The organism is Faecalibacterium intestinale (genome assembly GCF_040096575.1).
Classification (GTDB): Bacteria; Bacillota; Clostridia; order Oscillospirales; family Ruminococcaceae; genus Faecalibacterium; species Faecalibacterium intestinale.
The window spans coordinates 19,249-37,526 of sequence record NZ_JBBMEN010000007.1 but is presented as its reverse complement, the minus strand read 5'-3'; the positions used below and the strand labels follow the sequence as shown (position 1 = coordinate 37,526).

Annotated in this window: 12 protein-coding genes; 3 read left to right on the top strand and 9 right to left on the bottom strand. The window is 59.6% G+C overall.

From position 1 onward, the window contains the following. The first annotated feature begins 81 nt into the window (after nt 1-81). Entirely contained in the window at nt 82-4,617 is a 4,536-nt protein-coding gene (gene gltB / locus WMO20_RS07410) for a glutamate synthase large subunit (RefSeq protein ID WP_349186304.1), read from the top strand. 14 nt (nt 4,618-4,631) lie between these two features. Further along, entirely contained in the window at nt 4,632-6,110 is a 1,479-nt protein-coding gene (locus WMO20_RS07405) for a glutamate synthase subunit beta (RefSeq protein WP_349186302.1), read from the top strand. Nucleotides 6,111-6,193: 83 nt separating this feature from the next. On the opposite strand, the gene WMO20_RS07400 is transcribed toward WMO20_RS07405, so the two are convergent. From WMO20_RS07400 to WMO20_RS07370, 7 genes are all read right to left on the bottom strand, one after another. Further along, nucleotides 6,194-7,900 (bottom strand): PASTA domain-containing protein, encoded by a 1,707-nt coding sequence (locus tag WMO20_RS07400; protein WP_349186300.1) that lies wholly within the window; start codon nt 7,898-7,900, stop codon nt 6,194-6,196. Between the two features lie 169 nt (nt 7,901-8,069). Further along, nucleotides 8,070-9,410: a TRAP transporter large permease gene (locus WMO20_RS07395; RefSeq protein WP_055184998.1), complete on the bottom strand. Its 1,341-nt coding sequence runs from the start codon at nt 9,408-9,410 to the stop codon at nt 8,070-8,072. Nucleotide 9,411: 1 nt separating this feature from the next. Beyond that, nucleotides 9,412-9,933, bottom strand: a complete 522-nt coding sequence (locus WMO20_RS07390) for a TRAP transporter small permease (RefSeq protein WP_055184996.1) — start codon at nt 9,931-9,933, stop codon at nt 9,412-9,414. 97 nt (nt 9,934-10,030) lie between these two features. After that, nucleotides 10,031-11,122 carry a TRAP transporter substrate-binding protein gene (locus WMO20_RS07385; protein ID WP_349186297.1) on the bottom strand — a complete coding sequence of 364 codons (1,092 nt, stop codon included), beginning with the start codon at nt 11,120-11,122 and terminating at the stop codon, nt 10,031-10,033. A 286-nt stretch (nt 11,123-11,408) separates the two neighbouring features. After that, nucleotides 11,409-12,413 carry a TRAP transporter substrate-binding protein gene (locus WMO20_RS07380; protein WP_316540947.1) on the bottom strand — a complete coding sequence of 335 codons (1,005 nt, stop codon included), beginning with the start codon at nt 12,411-12,413 and terminating at the stop codon, nt 11,409-11,411. Then, a complete protein-coding gene (locus WMO20_RS07375; protein ID WP_316540946.1) occupies nt 12,410-13,225 on the bottom strand; it encodes a response regulator transcription factor in 816 nt (271 codons plus the stop codon). Before WMO20_RS07375 ends, WMO20_RS07380 begins: the two co-directional genes overlap by 4 nt. Further along, nucleotides 13,222-14,751: a sensor histidine kinase gene (locus WMO20_RS07370; RefSeq protein WP_349186296.1), complete on the bottom strand. Its 1,530-nt coding sequence runs from the start codon at nt 14,749-14,751 to the stop codon at nt 13,222-13,224. Before WMO20_RS07370 ends, WMO20_RS07375 begins: the two co-directional genes overlap by 4 nt. 149 nt (nt 14,752-14,900) lie before the next feature. Here WMO20_RS07370 and WMO20_RS07365 point away from each other — a divergent pair, with 149 nt between their 5' ends. Next, entirely contained in the window at nt 14,901-15,431 is a 531-nt protein-coding gene (locus tag WMO20_RS07365; protein ID WP_349186294.1) for a YcxB family protein, read from the top strand. Nucleotides 15,432-15,570: 139 nt separating this feature from the next. Here WMO20_RS07365 and WMO20_RS07360 read toward each other — a convergent pair whose 3' ends face one another. Together WMO20_RS07360 and uxuA are read right to left on the bottom strand one after the other, a co-directional pair. Further along, the gene (locus WMO20_RS07360) at nt 15,571-17,157 is read right to left on the bottom strand and encodes a mannitol dehydrogenase family protein (protein ID WP_349186291.1); all 1,587 of its coding nucleotides are present in this window, start codon (nt 17,155-17,157) and stop codon (nt 15,571-15,573) included. Between the two features lie 5 nt (nt 17,158-17,162). Beyond that, the gene (gene uxuA, locus WMO20_RS07355; RefSeq protein WP_112090316.1) at nt 17,163-18,260 is read right to left on the bottom strand and encodes a mannonate dehydratase; all 1,098 of its coding nucleotides are present in this window, start codon (nt 18,258-18,260) and stop codon (nt 17,163-17,165) included. Between the last annotated feature and the right edge of the window lie 18 nt (nt 18,261-18,278).

Below are 18,278 nucleotides of genomic sequence, written 5' to 3'. Positions count from 1 at the left end.
TTTCTTTTTGCAGGGGATAAAAAGCTGCGGAGGGTGCCGCAGCCCCCGGTAAGCAAACAAGTAAAAAGGATGGGAAAGACTATGGAAAACTTTACAGAGCAGAAAACCACCCTTGGTCTGTACGACCCACAGTTCGAGCACGATGCCTGCGGCATCGGCGCTGTGGTGGACATCAAGGGACGTAAAAGCCACCAGACGGTGGACGATGCACTGTCCATCGTGGAGCGGCTGGAGCACCGCGCCGGTAAGGACGCCGAGGGTAAGACCGGCGACGGCGTGGGCATCCTGCTGCAGATCAGCCACAAGTTCTTCTCCAAGGTGGCCGAGGAGCTGAACATCCGGCTGGGCAACGAGCGGGAGTACGGCGTGGGTATGTTCTTCTTCCCCCAGAACGAGCACCTGCGGGCACAGGCTATGAAGCTGTTCGAGGTGGTCACCCGCAAGGAGGGGCTGGAGTTTCTGGCATGGCGCGAAGTACCCGTTGACCCCGATGCCGTGGGGCAGAAGGCGCGGGACTGTATGCCCGCCATCTGGCAGTGCTTCATCAAAAAGCCCGCCAAGGTAAGCAAGGGCATTGAGTTTGACCGCCGCCTGTACATCGTGCGCCGCGTGTTCGAGCAGGCCAGCAACGGCACCTATGTGCCCAGCCTGTCCAGCCGCACCATCGTGTACAAGGGTATGTTCCTTGTGCACGACCTGCGCCGCTTCTACGCTGATCTGCAGGACCCGGATTATGAATCCGCCATCGGTATGGTGCACAGCCGCTTTTCTACTAACACCAACCCCAGCTGGATGCGTGCACACCCCAACCGCTTTATCCTGCACAACGGCGAGATCAATACCATCAAGGGCAACACCGATGCCATGCTGGCGCGTGAGGAGAGCATCTCCAGCCCCATTTTACAGGACGATATGAACAAGATCCTGCCCATCATCAACACCTCCGGCTCGGACTCCGCCATGCTGGATAACGCACTGGAGTTCATGGTGATGAACGGCATGGATCTGCCGCTGGCTGTGATGATCACCATCCCCGAGCCGTGGGAGAACAACAAGAACATCAGCCAGAAAAAGCGGGATTTCTACCAGTACTACGCCACCATGCTGGAGCCGTGGGACGGTCCCGCCGCCATCCTGTTCTCGGACGGTGACGTGATGGGCGCGGTGCTGGACCGCAACGGTCTGCGCCCCAGCCGCTACTACATCACCAAGGACGGCCGCATGATCCTGTCCTCTGAGGTGGGCGTGCTGGAATGCGATCCGGAGAATATTCTGGTCAAGGAACGCCTGCGCCCCGGCAAGATGCTGCTGGTGGATACCGTCAAGGGCGAAGTGGTGGACGACGAGAAGCTGAAGGAGCTTTACGCCAGCCGCGAGCCCTACGGCGAGTGGATCGACCGCAATCTGGTGCAGCTGAGCGGGCTGAAGATCCCCAACGTGAAGGTGGAGAGCTACACCGGCGAACAGCTGACCCGGCTGCAGAAGGTGTTCGGCTACAAGTACGAGGACGTGAACACCATGATCCTTGCCATGGCGCGGGCGGGCGCAGAGCCTTCCGGTGCCATGGGTACCGACACTCCGCTGGCTGTGCTCAGCAGCCAGCATCCCCCGCTGTTCAACTACTTCAAGCAGCGGTTTGCACAGGTGACCAACCCCCCTATTGACGCCATCCGGGAAAAGGTGGTCACTTCCACCAGCGTTTACATCGGTGCCCACGGCAATCTGCTGGAGGATAAGCCCGAGAACTGCAAGGTGCTCAAGGTGCACAACCCCATCCTGACCAACACCGACCTGTTGAAGATCAAGTACATGAACGTGCCGGGCTTCAAGGTGGCTACGGTGTCCATCAACTACTACAAGAACACCAGTCTGGAAAAGGCCATCGACCGGGTATTTCTGGAGGTGGACCGCGCCTACAAGGAGGGTGCGAACATCATCATCCTGTCTGACCGGGATGTGGATGAATACCATGTGACCATCCCCAGCCTGCTGGCTGTTTCGGCAGTGTCCCAGTACCTCATCCGCACCAAAAAGAGCACCGCACTGGCACTGATTTTGGAGAGCGCCGAACCCCGGGAGGTGCACCACTTTGCCACCCTGCTGGGCTACGGTGCCTGCGCCATCAACCCCTATCTGGCACACGAGACCATCGGGCAGCTGATTGACGAAGGTCTGCTGGACAAGGACTATTACGCCGCCGTGCAGGACTACGACAACGCTATCCTCAGCGGCATCGTGAAGATCGCCTCCAAGATGGGCATTTCCACCATCCAGAGCTACCAGAGCAGCCAGATCTTTGAGGCTGTGGGTATCTCGAAGGAGGTCATCGACAAATACTTTACCGGCACGGTGAGCCGTGTGGGCGGTGTGAGCATGGCAGACATTCAGGCCGATGTGGAAGCGCAGCACAACGCTGCCTTTGACCCGCTGGGACTGGATATCAACATGGAGCTGTCCGACAGCGGTGCCCACAAGTTCCGCAGCGGCAAGGAAGAGCACCTGTTCAACCCCCAGACCATCCACCTGTTCCAGAAGGCCTGCCGCACCGGCGATTACGCCACCTTCAAGCAGTTCACCCAGACGGTGGACAACATGGGTGCCGAGGGCGTGCATCTGCGCAGCCTGCTGGACTTCAACTACGCCGCAGACGGCGGCATCCCGCTGGAGGAGGTAGAGCCGGTCTCCAGCATCGTCAAGCGGTTCAAGGGCGCTGCCATGAGCTACGGCGCACTGAGCAGTGAGGCGCACGAGACCATTGCCATCGCCCTGAACCGTCTGGGCGGCCGCAGCAATACCGGCGAGGGCGGCGAGCCCGAGGAGCGTTACCACAGCGAGAGCAATTCCAAGATCAAACAGGTAGCTTCTGCCCGCTTTGGCGTGACCAGCAAGTATCTGGTCAGCGCCGAGGAGATCCAGATCAAGCTGGCACAGGGCGCAAAGCCCGGCGAGGGCGGCAACCTGCCCGGTGCAAAGGTGTATCCGTGGATCGCCAAGACCCGCCACAGCACCACCGGCGTAGGACTCATCTCTCCCCCGCCCCACCACGATATCTATTCCATCGAGGATCTGGCAGAGCTGATCTACGATTTGAAAAACGCCAACCGCAGCGCTAACATCAACGTCAAGCTGGTCAGCGAGGCCGGTGTGGGCACCATTGCCGCCGGTGTTGCCAAGGGCGGCGCACAGGTCATTCTGGTGTCCGGCTATGACGGCGGCACCGGTGCTGCACCCCGCACCTCCATCAAGCACGCCGGTCTGCCTTGGGAGCTGGGCATCGCCGAGACCCACCAGACCCTGATCCTGAACGGCCTGCGCACCCGCGTGCGCATTGAGAGCGACTCCAAGCTGCTGTCCGGCCGGGATGTGGCCATCAGCTGTATGCTGGGCGCAGAGGAGTTCGGCTTTGGCACCACCCTGCTGATGGCAGAGGGCTGCGTGATGATGCGTGTGTGCAATCTGGACACCTGCCCCATGGGCATCTGCACCCAGAACCCCGAGCTGCGCAAGAACTTCAAGGGCAAGCCGGAGTACATCATCAACTACCTCACCTTTGTGGCTGAGGAGCTGCGGGAGTACATGGCAAAGCTGGGCGTGCGCACCGTGGACGAGCTGGTAGGCCGCACCGACCTGCTGCGGGTCAAGCCCGCCGCCCCGGGCAGCCGCGCCGCGGAGTTGGATCTGGATTGCATCCTGCACAACCCCGCCATTGCAAACAGCAACGTCCACTTCATCAAAGAGGACAGCTACGACTTCCATCTGGAAAACACGCTGGACATGAAGGTGTTGATGAAGAAGTTCAAGCTGGGCAGCAAGGCTCCCCAGAGCGTCAGCCTGAATGTTTCCAACGTGGACCGCGCCTTTGGTGCCATCTTTGGCAGCGAGATCACCCGCAAATACGGCAACGACCTGCCGGATGATGTGTACACCGTGCACTGCACCGGTGCAGGCGGCCAGAGCTTCGGTGCCTTTATCCCGAGCGGCCTGACGCTGGAGCTGGTGGGTGACTGCAACGACTACATGGGCAAGGGTCTTTCCGGCGGCAAGATCGTTGTGCGTCCGCCGCAGGGCATCGACTTCAAGCCCGAGGAGAACATCATCACCGGCAACGTGGCGCTGTACGGCGCTACCAGCGGCAAGGCGTTCATCTCCGGTGTGGCCGGTGAGCGCTTCTGCGTGCGCAACAGCGGCGCTACCGCCGTTGTGGAGGGCGTGGGCGACCACGGCTGTGAGTACATGACCGGCGGCACCGTGGTGGTGCTGGGACAGACCGGCAAGAACTTTGCAGCCGGTATGACCGGCGGCATTGCCTATGTGCTGGACGAGAACTGGGACTTCTACCAGCGGGTGAACAAGGAGACCGTCAGCCTTGAGCCGGTGGAGCACAAGTACGATGTTGCCACCCTGAAGGAGTTGATCCGCGCCCATGTGGAGGCCACCGGCTCTCCGCGCGGCAAAGAAATTCTGGACAATTTCAGTGCGTTCCTGCCCAAATTCAAAAAGGTGCTGCCTTACGATTACGACCGGATGCTGCGGGTCATCGCCTCGGTAGAGGAGCGTGGTCTGGACGGCGAGCAGGCACAGATCGAAGCATTCTATGCAGTGCAGAAGCATAAGTAAGGAGGGGCAGCAGCATGGGTAAGATAACAGGATTTATGGATTATGCGCGCAAGACCAGCACGGACGTTGCGCCGCTGGAGCGCCTTGAAAATTTTAACGAGTTCCACATCTGGCTCTCGCGGGAGCAGCAGCAGACGCAGGCCGCCCGCTGCATGGACTGCGGCGTGCCCTTCTGTCAGGCGGGCATGATGATCGGCGGCATGGCCTCCGGCTGTCCGCTGAACAACCTCATCCCGGAGTGGAACGATCTGGTGTACCACGGCAAGTGGGAGCTTGCGCTCCACCGCCTGATGGCCACCAACCGCTTCCCGGAGTTTACCAGCCGGGTGTGCCCTGCCCTGTGTGAGGCCGCCTGCACCTGCGGGGATGTGACCGGCAGCAGTGTCACCGTGCGCGAAAACGAGCACGCCATCATCGAGACGGCCTACGCCAAAAACTGGCTTACCGCTACCCCGCCGCCGACCCGCACCGGCAAGAGCGTTGCCGTGGTGGGCAGCGGCCCTGCGGGGCTTTCGGTGGCCGAGTATCTGAACAAGCGCGGCCACGCCGTTACGGTGTTTGAGCGCGCCGACCGTGTGGGCGGCCTGCTGATGTACGGCATCCCCAACATGAAGCTGGATAAGGCAGTCATCGAGCGCCGTGTCAAGCTGATGCAGGCCGAGGGTGTGGTGTTCCGCACCGGCATGGATGTGGGCGGTGCCGTGCCCGCCGAGCAGCTGCTGGCAGATTTTGATGCCGTGGTGCTGTGCTGCGGCGCAAAAAAGCCCCGCGATTTGAACGTGCCCGGCCGGGACGCCAAGGGCGTGCACTTTGCCGTGGACTACCTGACCAGCGTGACCAAGAGCCTGCTGGACTCCGGCTTTGCAGACGGCAGAGCTATCAACGCAGCCGGTAAAAACGTGCTGGTCATCGGCGGCGGCGACACCGGCAACGACTGTCAGGGCACTGCCCTGCGGCAGGGCTGCACCGACCTGATGGCACTGGAAATGATGCCGCAGCCTCCTGTCGAGCGCACCGCTGCAAACCCGTGGCCGGAGTGGCCCCGGGTGCTGAAGGTGGACTACGGCCAGACCGAGTGCATTGCAAAGTTCGGCAAGGATCCGCGCGTGTACCAGACCACCGTGAAGGAGTTTTTGAAGGACGATGCCGGCAACCTGACCGGTGCCGTCATCAGCTGCCTGAAACCGGAGCGCGACCCCGAGACCGGCCGCACCAGCATGGTGCCCACCGGCAAGGAATTTACCTACGAGTGCCAGCTGGCGTTTATTGCCGCAGGCTTTACCGGCTGCGAAAACTATACAGCCGATGCCTTTGGGGTGGAGCTGACCGCCCGGGGCAATGTAGCTGACCACAGCTTTAAGACCAACGTGGACAAGGTGTTCGTCTGCGGCGATATGCGCCGCGGCCAGAGCCTTGTGGTGTGGGGTCTGCGCGAGGGCCGCGATTGCGCCGCCGAGGTAGACCGCTGCCTGATGGGCTACACCAACCTTTAATTTGCCATTCTCTTTCCTATCCTAAACAAGCAGAAGCGGGAGCCCGTTATAAGGCTCCCGCTTCTGCTTTTGTTGTATGCTGTTTAATCTGTATCGTATTCCGGCTCGGTGCTGCCCTCCGGGGTCGTTTCCGGGGTAGTAGGCTCGGTAGCAGCAGGCTCTTCCGGGGTGGCGGTGATCTGCACACTGGGGTCTGCGGCGATATATATGGTGATCACCGTACCCACCGTGACCATAGCGCCCTCTTCCTCGCTGGCAGAGACCACACAGCCCGTGGCATAGGAGCCATCGTTCACCACCATAAAGCAGCTGGCCACAAGCCCCCGGCTGCTCAGGATCTCAATGGCCTTATCCTGCGATGCACCGATGATCTTTGGCATCTCCACCTTCTCCGGGCCCTGACTGACCACGATCTGGATCACCTCGCCGTTCTCCATCACCTCGCCAGCCTCCGGCTCCTGCCGGATAACCTGCCCGGAGGGCACAGTATCGCTGTACTCCAGCACCGCCCGGAACAGGTACATACTGGTGTACTCGCGGTTATTCTTGATCTGCTCGTAGTCGATGCCCACAAAGTTGGGCACAAGGTTCTGTGGCTTCATTTCCTCGCTGCTGGCTGCTTCCGAGCTCGGCACCGAGGTTGCAGACTGCTCCTCCTTGCGGCTCACGATGCCCCACAGGGTGAGCAAGATCAGAACGGAAAGCAGGATCAGGATGCCCGCCAGCAATCCCTTCAAACTGAGCAGGTGTTCCCTGCCCTGCGGGCTCTGCTCTGCCCGCACCGGATGCATCGGGGTCTCCGGCTTCATGGTGCGGGTCAGCTCGGCGGTATATTCCTTGGAAGAAAGCGCCTGATACAGCTGCGGCACGGTCTGGATGCGCTCCATGACCTTGAGCCGCAGCCCCAGCTGCAATACATCGGAGACATAGGCCGGTACGGCAGGCTCTACGGTGCGTGCCCGGGGGTTAGAGTCCGACACCACGCGCTGGGCAGCGGGCATGGGTGCCTGCCCGCACACCATGCGGTAAAAGACGGCAGCAAGGCTGTACTCATCGGTGTAGCGCCCCTCAAACTCGGCGGTGGTGTACTGCTCCGGCGCAGAGTAGCCTTCGTACAGCTGCTCGTGCAGGCCGCTGCCTGCGGTGCGCAGACCCACAGTGGCGTACCCAGCCAGACGGCAGCGGCCATCTGCCATTACCCGGATATTCTCCGGGCAGATGCCGCGGTGCACCAGCCCTGCTTTGTGCATGGTCGCCACGCCCTCAAACACCGGGCGCAGCATGGCGCAGGCCTCCTCTGCCCGCACCGGGGCAGGACGGTTTTCCAGCCACTGCTCCAGCGGGGTGCCGCCTAGGTTTTCCAGCACCGCATACACGGTGTTGTTGGCTTCCACCACGTCCAGCACGGCTTCCAGACCGCTGGCGGGGGTAATGCGCTGGATGGCGCGGTACAGGTCTGCAAAGTCCATACGGGTGGTCTTGAACAGCACTTCGCTGCCCTGCTTGGGGCGCAGGATGCAGTCCGCACCCCGCTCCGCAGAAAGGGTGATCGGCAGGTACTCCTTGATGGTCACCCGGAAAGCGCCCAGATTCTCCACGCCGCTGTACAGTACACCCTCGCCGTCCAGACTGCGCATCTCGCCCACAGTGTAGCGCCCGGCCAGCACCGTGCCCACCGGCAGACAGCCCGCCGGGTTGCAGCCCTCTAAGATCTTCCCGCAATGGGGGCAGACGGTCGCCGCAGGCGGCAGTTCCCCAATGCAGAACGGACACAGGCGTTTTTGCTCCATAGTGTTCTCTCCCCTTCCAAGCTTCTATGCTTTTTATTTTATCATAGTGTTCCCCGCCGTGCAAGCTGTCCGCATTTTGGTGCACACGCAAAAAAGACCGGGGCCCGCAGCCCAAAGGGCTGACAGGCTCCGGTCTTATAGATGCAAGGGGTTTTCTCTTATGCTGCGCTTAGTGGATGAACACAGGACCCAGCGGGTTTGTGATGGGGCTTACGTAACCGCCCAGCAGCTTGGGAATAGCAAGGCTGATGTCGGGGACGTAGGTCAGCAGCAGCAGTGCAACGAACATACACAGGTAGAACGGCAGGGTCGCCTTGACCACTTTCTCCATGGGGCGCTTTGCAACGGCAGAGCCGATGAACAGAACGGAGCCAACGGGAGGAGTCAGCAGACCGATGCCACAGTTCAGAACCACGATGATACCGAACTGGATGGGATCGATGCCGATGGAGGTGGCGATGGGCAGCAGGATGGGGGTAGCAATCAGGATGATGGGAGCCATATCCATGATCATGCCCAGCACCAGCAGGATCAGGTCGATGAGCAGTGCAATGATGTAGGGGTTATCGGTGAGGTCGGTGATGGCGGTTGCTGCCAGATCGGGCACGTGCAGCATGGTCAGGCAGTTGCCGAACACTGCAGAGGTAGCGATCAGGATCAGCACGATGGACAGGGTGTTGACGCACTCGTCCAGAGCGTGCCACACGCCCTTCCAGTCCAGACCCTTATAGACGAACACGGAAACGAGCAGAGAGTAGATAACGGCGATAGCAGCAGACTCGGTAGCGGTAAACACACCGCCGACAACGCCGAACACCACGATGATAACAGCGGCCAGTGCCCAGATAGAAGTGCCCAACTGCTTGACAAAAGCCTTGATGCTGAACGGATCGCCCTTGGGGTAGTTGCGCTTGACCGAGATGATGTAGGAGCCGATCATCAGCACGATAGCCAGCAGAGCGCCGGGCAGGTAGCCGGCCAGGAACAGGCTGCCCACGGAGATACCACCGGCGGTGGTAGCGTAGATGACCATGTTATGGCTGGGGGGAACCAGCAGACCCTCGCAGGAGGAGGTAATGGTAACAGCGGTGGAGAAGTCTGCACCGTAGCCCTGATCCACCATCATGGGGATCATGATAGAGCCGATGGAGGCGGTATCGGCGGAAGCGGAACCGGAAATGCCGCCGAAGAAGTAGGAAGCCACGATGTTGACCATGGCCATGCCGCCGCGCATCCAGCCCACGCAGGCGTCAGCCAGTGCGATCAGCTTTTCAGAGATGCCGCCGGAGCCCATGAGCACGCCCATGGTGATGAAGAACGGAACTGCCATCAGACTGAAGGAAGAGATACCCTTGACCATCAGGCGGCAGACGTCGGTCAGTGCCTGTCCCTGCACCAGCATGCACAGCACGCTGGACAGACCAACGGCGTATGCAATGGGGAAGCGCAGGAAGATCATAACAAAGAAGCTGACAAGAAGGACAATGATTGCCAGTGTCTGAACTGTCATATTACATTTCCTCCTTTACAAAAAAGCTCTTGATATGGTTATACAGAGACTCGATTTCAAAGATGATCATGGCAACACCGGCCAGCGGCACCGGGAAGTACATCCAGAAGCGGCTCAGCCAGGGCATGGAAACATAGAAGCCACGACCGCCCAGTGTGGTGGCGTAGTTCCAGCCGACCGCCATCATCACCACACCAAGGACCATCACAGCCACGTCGGACAGGATGTCCAGCGCCTTGACCACTTTCTTGGGCAGGTACATATCAAAGGCAGTCATGCGGATGTGTGCGCCGCGGCGGATGGCCAGTGCAGCGCTCAGCACAGCCATGTAGCTCATGCAGGTCAGAACGACCTCCTCAGACCAGGAGGGGTCCGGAATAAAGGGGACGTAACGGCCAATGACCGACATCGTGGTAATGAGGATATCTGCAATCAGCAGGATCTTGCAGATGAACAGAACCACCTTGTAGGTAATGTCGTACGCCGGTCTGATCTTATCCAGAGTGGTAAAGATTTTCGGCATAGAAATTCCTCCATATAAAAGCCCGGCGAAGCCTGCGGGCGTATTCCCGTGGGCCCCCGCCGGGCAATGTACTACTTAGATTGGATGGAAAGCCAGATTATGCCTTCATGTCCAGCAACTTCTGGTACAGCTCAGCCTGATCAGAGGTGTTGTCCTTGATGACCTTAGCGCAAGCTTCCTGCCAGGGAGTCTTGTCGTCCACATCCACAACGTTGCAGCCGGAGGAACGCAGCTCGTCCAGAACCTTGTTCTCAGCGGTCTCAGACAGATCAGCGTTGAACTTCTGGGTGTCGGCAGCAGCAGCCATAACAGCAGCCTGCTGGTTAGCGGTCAGCTTGCCCCATGCGTTGTCGGTGATGACAGCCTGCACAGCGCCCAGAGTGTGGCCGTCCAGGATCAGGTTGTTAGCAACCTCGGGGAAGGCGTTGGACTTGTAGTTTGCGATGGGCTGCTCAGCGCCATCCACAACGCCGGTCTGCAGTGCGCTGTACAGCTCGCCGAAAGCAACGACGGTGGGGTTAGCGCCCAGACCCTCGACCATGCCGTTCATAACGGGGTCGTTGGACACACGCAGCTTCATGCCCTTCAGGTCGCCGATCGCAGCAACGGGCTTGACGGTGAAGAAGTGACGGAAGCCCTCCTCGCCGTAGAACAGGCCGCGAACGGGCAGACCCAGCTCCTGGGGCTCGTTCAGGAACTCAGGAGCCAGATCGCTGTTGGCAAAGTTCCAGAAGTGAGCACGGTTGTTGAAGGTGAAGGGGATGGACAGGAGCTTAGACTTGTTGCAGCCGTAGCTGGTCAGAGCAAAAGCAGAGATACGGCTGATATCGATGGAGGTAGAGCCGCCCAGAATAGCGTCCAGAACGTCGTTCTCAGAGCCCAGAACACCGGAAGCCTGCACATCAACGACCACAGAACCGCCGCTCAGCTCCTCGACCTTCTCCTTGAAGTGAGAACCGGTCTGACCAACGATGGTATCCAGCGGGTTGACCTCGGCGTAGACCAGAGTCACCTTGGGATCGCTGGCAGCAGCAGCTGCATCACCGGCAGCAGCAGAAGAAGCTGCGGTAGAGGTGGAAGCAGCGGTAGAAGTGGAGCCGCTCTTGGAACCACCGCAGGCGGTCAGAGCAACAGCAGCAGTAGCTGCACCGGCAACAGCCATAAAGCTACGACGAGAGATCATTTTCATAGGAATCGTCCTCCTTAAATAATTGTGAACTTCTCCGGGCGCACAGGTGCCGGAGCTTTCGTTCATTGACTGTACACACTTTAGCAAATTTTCCGAAATGAAACAAGGGCTTTCAAAAAATGTCCTGTTTTTCGAAAGAATGTCAAGATTGTTTTTGCCATATTGCACAAGCGTTTTTCATTTCGTTTGTGCAACACTGCTGACCAGTTGGATACATTCCTGTATTCATAATGCAAAAATAACACCCCGACAAATGTCCGTCCGGGCACTTCTCGGGGCGTTTTCTTCAGCTTTTTTGTATCCGATCGATCAGTTCCTGCTGGGCAGAGAATTCATCGTACATGGGCTGCACCGCTGCGCGGAAGCGGGCTTTCTCGGCTTCGTCCAGCTCGGTAACGCAGATGCCCAGCTTGCGCATATTCTGCTCCGCGTCCGCTTCCCGCCGTGCCCAGAGCTCGCGTTCCTTCTGTGCGCTCTCCCGGGCGCAGGCGCGGATCACCTCCGGGAAGCTTTCGTCCAGCGCGGCAAGCTTTTCCATCACCGCCGGGCTGGCCAGCTGCACTTCCGGCACGCGGGTGTGCTCGTCCTTCAGGAAAAAGGGCGCTACCTCGTAGTGTCCCATCACCTCGTAGCTGGGCCAGTTGTTCTCTGCGCCGTCGATCTCGGCATTATGCAGGGCGGCATATACCTTGCTGTACACCACCTGCGCCGGCTTTGCCCCCAGTGCGGTGATCATGTCGCTCATCATGTCCGACTCCTGCACCCGGATGGTCAGCCCCTGCAAATCATCCAGCCCGGTCACCTTTTCCCGGGTGTAGAAGCTGCGCACACCGGCGTCGAACCACGAAAGTCCCACTAAGTCCATCCCGTCCAGCATGGCCAGAAACTCGTCGCCGATGCTGCCGTCCAGCACACGCCACATCTGCTCGGCATCACTGTACAGGTAAGGCAGCTGCAGTACGCTAAGCTCCGGCTCGTACTCTGCCAGCTGGCTCAGGGACACGCGGGAAAAATCCACCCCGCCGAACTGCATCTGCTGGATGACACTCTGCTCCGCGCCCAGCTCTGCCCCACTGTAAACCAGCACTTTCACCCGGCCATCCGTGTGCTGCGCCACAAGCTCGGCAAAGGCCTTTGCCGCCTTGCTGGTGGGGTAGTCCTCCGGCTGATTCTCCGCATAGCGCAGAATGAGCGGCTTTTCCTGCTGCGAAGAAGCAGACTGTGCCGTGCAGCCTGTGACTGCCAGTGCCGGTGCTGCCGTCAGCAGATACAGCAGCTGACGGCGGGTCACAGCCGCGCCTCCCGGGCCGCCTTTGCCGCTTCCTTCCGGTACTGGGTGGGGGTCATGCCGGTGCGCTTTTTAAAGGCACGGGCAAAGTAACTGGCATCCTCGTAGCCCACCATGGAGGCCACCTCCGCTGCGGAGCGGAAGGGGTCGGCCAGCAGCTCCTTGGCAGCATTGATGCGCAGCTCGGTCAGGCAGTCCAGAAAGTTCATCTTCTGGTACTTTTTGAACTGCGCCGAAAGATACGCCGGGCTGATGTGCAAGATCTCGCTCACGCTGTCCAGCGAGAGGTCGGACATATAGTTGTCTTCCATATACTTGCGCACATGATCCATCACCAGTGCGTTGCGGTCACTCTCCCCTTCCCCGGCGGGGTCGTTCTCCTGCTCCGGGGCGGTTTCCTGCTCCGGGGCTTCCGCAGCCAGCTCTGCCAGACGGCGTCCGGCTTCGATCTGCCGGATGGCGCGGCGGATGGCAGCTTCGGTCTCGTCCGGGTCCACCGGCTTCAGCAGATAGTCGCAGGCACCCAGATGCACCGCTTCGTGGGCGTACTGGAACAGGCTGTATGCCGTGATAAAGATCACCTTGCACTCCGGGCGCTGTTCCAGCACCGCGCGAGCGGCATCCAAGCCGTTCATTCCCGGCATCTCGATGTCCATCAAAATCAGGTCTGCACCCCAGAGCACAGCGGTATCGGCGGCTTTGCGTCCGTTTTCCGCCATTTCCACTGTTACCTCATGCTCGAACCGGCGCATGACGATATCCGCCAGCGCTTCCCGTTCCATCTTCTCATCATCCGCGATCAACAGACGAATCATTCCTCAAATTCCTCCTCATTCTCCACCAGCGGCAGATACAGGATCACCGCAGTTCCCCGCCCCGGCCGGGAGCGCACCACCACCCGGCAGCGGGCATCCAGCAGCCGCAAGCGGGCAGCCACATTATAAATACCGATATGTTCCCAGCGGGGTGCGGGCTGTTCCAGTGCCGTGCGCAGCTGCTGCAGCTGCTCCGGCTCAATGCCTACGCCGTTGTCCAGCACCCGGATGCACAGCAGACCTTTTTCCCGCAGGGGGATCATGCGGATGCGCACCACGCCGCCCTCTTCCTTGGGGCAGATGCCGTGCTTGAAGGCGTTTTCCACGATGGGCTGCAAGATAAAGGACGGCACCATAGTCTCGGTCAGGTCCAGCGAGTCCGAAAACGCCCACTGCATCTGCACCCGGTCGCCAAATCGCACATGGTAGATGGAGTAGTATTCGTCCACAATGCGCACCTCCCGGGAGAGGGGCACCTGTTCATCGTTGCTCATCAGGCTGTAACGCAGCAGATGGGAAAGCGCCATAATGAGTGCCTGTGTGCGGTAGGCGGACTCTGTGCCCGCCATCTGCTGGATGACGTTCAGGGTGTTGAACAGAAAATGCGGGTCGATCTGGCTGCGCAGCTGCTGTAACCGGCTGCGCTCCATGCGGTTCTGCAATTCCAGTGCTTCGGTCTTTTGGCGGTGCAGCTCCCGCTCGATCTCGTTTTTCTCCTGTAAGGTACTCACCTGCTGCGCCATGGAGTGCTTCATGCGGTTGAAAGACTCCGCCAGCTGCCCGATCTCCGGCTGCTTAGGCAGCGGGATGTCCGGGGTGTCGAACTGGCTGCGGCTGATGGCACGGGAAGCTACGATCATCTGGGAGACTGGGGTCAGCAGCCGCATGACCATCAGACCGGAAGCGCAGCCCAGTGCCACGCACAGCGCCACCACCACGATCTGCATCAGGGCGATCCGCTCGCCCAGCTCCGAGATCTCGGTATAAGTAGTCTGGGCGTCCAGAATCGAGGCTTTCAGCAGCTGCATGGTGTACTGGCTCAGATACCCGCCGCAGACCGAGACCTTGTTATAGTATAGCTGGGACGCCTTTGCATCCTGCCCACTGGAAAGGTAGCCCTCCAGTTCCTCCAGCAGGGCGCTGTAGCTGCCGTAGGTGGTCTCCACTGCGCCGTAAAGCACCCACTGCTCATCGCTGACGTTCTGCAAGCCGTCCATATTGAATCGGATGCGCCACAGCCATGCGTTGCTGGTGGAGCAGGCTGCCCGGAGCTTTTCCAGCATTTCCTCGGTCTCGCCGTTCTCCCAGCGGTACGCTTCCAGAATGCTGATGGAACTTTCCACACCGCCCTGAAACCGGCTGATGGCGTTAAAGTTGCCCATCTGGTCGTCCTGCACCTGCTGCACCGCCCGTGCCTGATAGCCGTTCAGGGCAAGCTGCAACGCAAAGGCCGCAAAAAAAGCCGCCAGACACAGCACCATGCGCTGCTTGAGCGTAACGCTGCGCTTCCAATTGCGCTTTTCCATGCAAAGCTTCCCCCTTTTTCCCCTAGATAGTACCTTATTTTACCACGCTTTGCGGGCGGTTTGCAAGCCGGATGCACCGCCACCGGTGCATCTTTTGCTTGCTTCTTGCCGATAAATGTGGTACTATGCCCAAAAAGGAGGGTAACTTTATGACCCAGATTGTTTGCGTTTCCGTTCAGATGGACGAAAAAAGCTTTCACGATTTTGCATCTTTCGATCTGCTGCGCCACAACAAGGGCTGGCAGCGCCCGGCGGTGTTCACTGCCATTCTGCTGGTGTGCGCCGGGATCTGCCTGAGCCAGATCGGCAAGCGGGAGGGTGCCGGGCTGCTGACCGCTGTGCTGACCATCGTAGCCATCGGTCTGCCCGCCGTATACTTCGGTACCTTCTTTGCTAACCTCTCCAAGCAGATCAAAAAGCTGGGTCTGCCCCGCCCCTTCTACCGGCTGGAACTGGACGCCGCCGGGCTTTCGGTCTGGATGGCCGGTGAGCAGAACAAGACCGAGCCCACCAACCGCTACACTTGGAACACCGTGTACTGCGCCTACCGCACCAAAGAGGCGGTGTACATCTACGTCCAGAAGAATCAGGCCTATCTGCTGAACGAGAGCATGGATGCCGCATGGAGCCTGCTGGGCAGTGCCCTGCCCGCCGCCAGCCTGCACGACTGCCGGAAGTAAGGAAGATTTTTTATAATTTGCAGAACAGCCAAGCCGACAGGCTTGGCTGTTCTGCTTTTTTCACGCAGGGACAAAACAAAAACCCACGCTGCGGCAAAGCAAAAGCGCAGCGTGGGTACGGAAATAGCGTTATAAAGTTTTAACGAGCCAGAGTGTACTTGTGCAGGGTCTTGCGCACTGCGCCGTTACCGGCGTACAGCTCCTTGACCATGCCCTCGATCTTTTCGCCCAGACCAACGGCATACAGATCCACACCGAACACATCGGCACGGCTGTACAGAGCCTTCAGGCAGCTGAAGTCCTGCTCGCCTTCCTTGACCTGCAAGGGGCTGACGATGGCCTGCAGCTCAGCCAGCAGCGGATCGGGAGAGATCTCGAAGGGCTGGCCGTTGTCGTCGATGCCCTTCAGGTAGCGGGCATAGCCTGCCAGCACCAGCGGGATCAGCACGAGGTTGGACTTGTCCAGACCGCGCTCCTCGTAAGCCTTGATGGTCTCGCCGAAGCGGATCGCCAGCTTCTGGGAGGTATCGGTAGCGATACGCTGGGGAGCATCAGGCATGAAGGGGTTGGGCAGACGGCGGTTGATGACAGCGCCGATGAACTCGTAGGGGTTCAGCACGCCGGGATCAACGACCACGGGCATCGCCTCGATATAGCCGACCTTCTGGATGAAGGAGCGCAGATCCTCGTCTGCCATCTCGGCAGAGATGAGGGTGTAGCCCAGCATACAGCCATAGATAGACATGGCAGTGTGCAGGGGGTTCAGGCAGGTGCAGACCTTCATCTTCTCGATCTTGTCCACGGTCTCGCGGTCGCAGTACAGCACACCGCCCAGCTCCAGCGGAGGACGGCCATTGGTGTAGTGATCCTCGATGCACAGGTACTGGGTCTCCTCGGCGTTGACGAAGGGAGCGGTGAAGGTGTGCTTCTCGGTAACGATGGTGTAGTTATCCTCAAAGCCGTCCTTTGCCAGCATCTCCTGCACCTTTGCGTCCGGGCGCGGGGTGATCTTGTCGATCATGCTCCACGGGAAGGTGACCTTGGTCTCGTCCTGCACATAGGCCAGGAACTCTGCGGGCACCAGACCCTGCTCCACCCACTTTGCAGCGTAGGCGTGGACAGCGGTCTTGACCTTATCGCCGTTGTGAGAGCAGTTATCCATGCTCTGCACGGTCAGGGGCAGCTTGCCGGCCTTGAAGCGCTCGTACAGCAGAGCGGTGACCTTGCCCATCGCCAGAACGGGGGTCAGGCCGCGCTCCAAGTCAGCGGGAGCAACGCCGTAGCCCTTCTCGGTGATGGTAAAGGAGATCATCTGCAGGCTGGGGTTCTGGAAGATCTCCACCAGACGTGCCCAATCAGCGCCGAAGGAATAGTCAGCCTTCAGGCTCTCGGTAACGGAAGCGATGACCTTCTTCTCGATCTCGCCGGTGGACTTCAGGCAGACCAGCAGGCTCAGGTTATCGTAGGGCTGGTAAGCCTTGTCGATGATCTCGTAGTCAAAGCTCTCGGCCACGATGACGCCGCGGTCGTACTTGCCGCTGTTCAGTGCATCGTTCAGCACGGCAGCGGGGAAAGCGCGGAAGATGTTGCCGGCACCGAAGTGCACCCAAGTGGGCTCGGCGTGAGTCTTGGCCTTTACAGCCTCAATGTCGAATTTGGGCAGCTCGTAGCCCTTTTCTGCCCACTCGGCGGACAGATTGCCGTTTTTGATATCAGACAGCTTCATAATAATCAGCCCTTCTTTTCTTCATCCAGACGGTCCAGCAGATCCCAGATACCCAGCATATACTGGATGCCCAGAGCACGGTCATACTTGCCATAGCCGGGGCGGCAGACGCCGGGGCCTTCCTCCCACAGCTGACGGCCATGGTCGGGACGGATGTAGCCCTCAAAGCCGCAGTCATGGTAAGCGCGCATCACCTCAATGATGCCGGTCTCGCCGCAGCAGTCGCGGTGCGCAGCCTCGGAGAAGTCGCCGTTGGGGAAGTGGTGGATGTTGCGGACGTGACCGAAAGCAATACGGTCGCAGTGCTTGCGGATGATCTCGGCACAGTTATTGTTGGGGTTTGCGTTCAGGCTGCCGGTGCACAGGGTCAGGCAGTTGTACGGATCGTCCACCATCTTCAGGAAGCGGTCGATGCTGGGCTCGTCCACCAGCAGGCGGGGCAGGCCGAAGATATCCCAAGGAGGATCGTCCATGTGGATGGCCATCTTGATGTCGCACTCGCGGCAGGTGGGCATCAGGGCTTCGAGGAAGTACTTCAGGTTCTCCCACAGCTTCTCCTTGGTGACAGGGGCGTAGGCCTTGAACAGCTCGTCCAGCTTTGCCATGCGCTCCGGCTCCCAGCCGGGGAAGGTCATGTTATACTTCTCGGTGAAGGACATGATATACTCAGCCATAGCCTTGTAATCGCCCTTGATCTTGTCCTTCTCGTAGAACAGTGCGGTAGAACCGTCGCCTACCGGGTGGAACAGGTCGGTGCGGGTCCAGTCGAAGATGGGCATGAAGTTGTAGCAGATGACCTTGACACCAAACTTGGACAGGTTGCGGATGCACTGCTTGTAGTTCTCGATATACTGGTCGCGGGTGGGCAGACCGATCTTGATATCGTCGTGCACGTTGACGGACTCGACAACATCCATATCAAAGCCGTAGGCGTGGATCTGGTCTGCAACCTTCTGGATCTCGTCGATTTCCCAGATCTCGCCGGGCATCTTGTTGTGCAGTGCCCAGACGATGCTGGTCACGCCGGGGATCTGCTTGATGTCGCTCAGGGTGACGGGGTCGTTGCCCTCGCCATACCAGCGCCAACCCATTTTCATAGGCATAGAGAAGTTCCTCCTGTC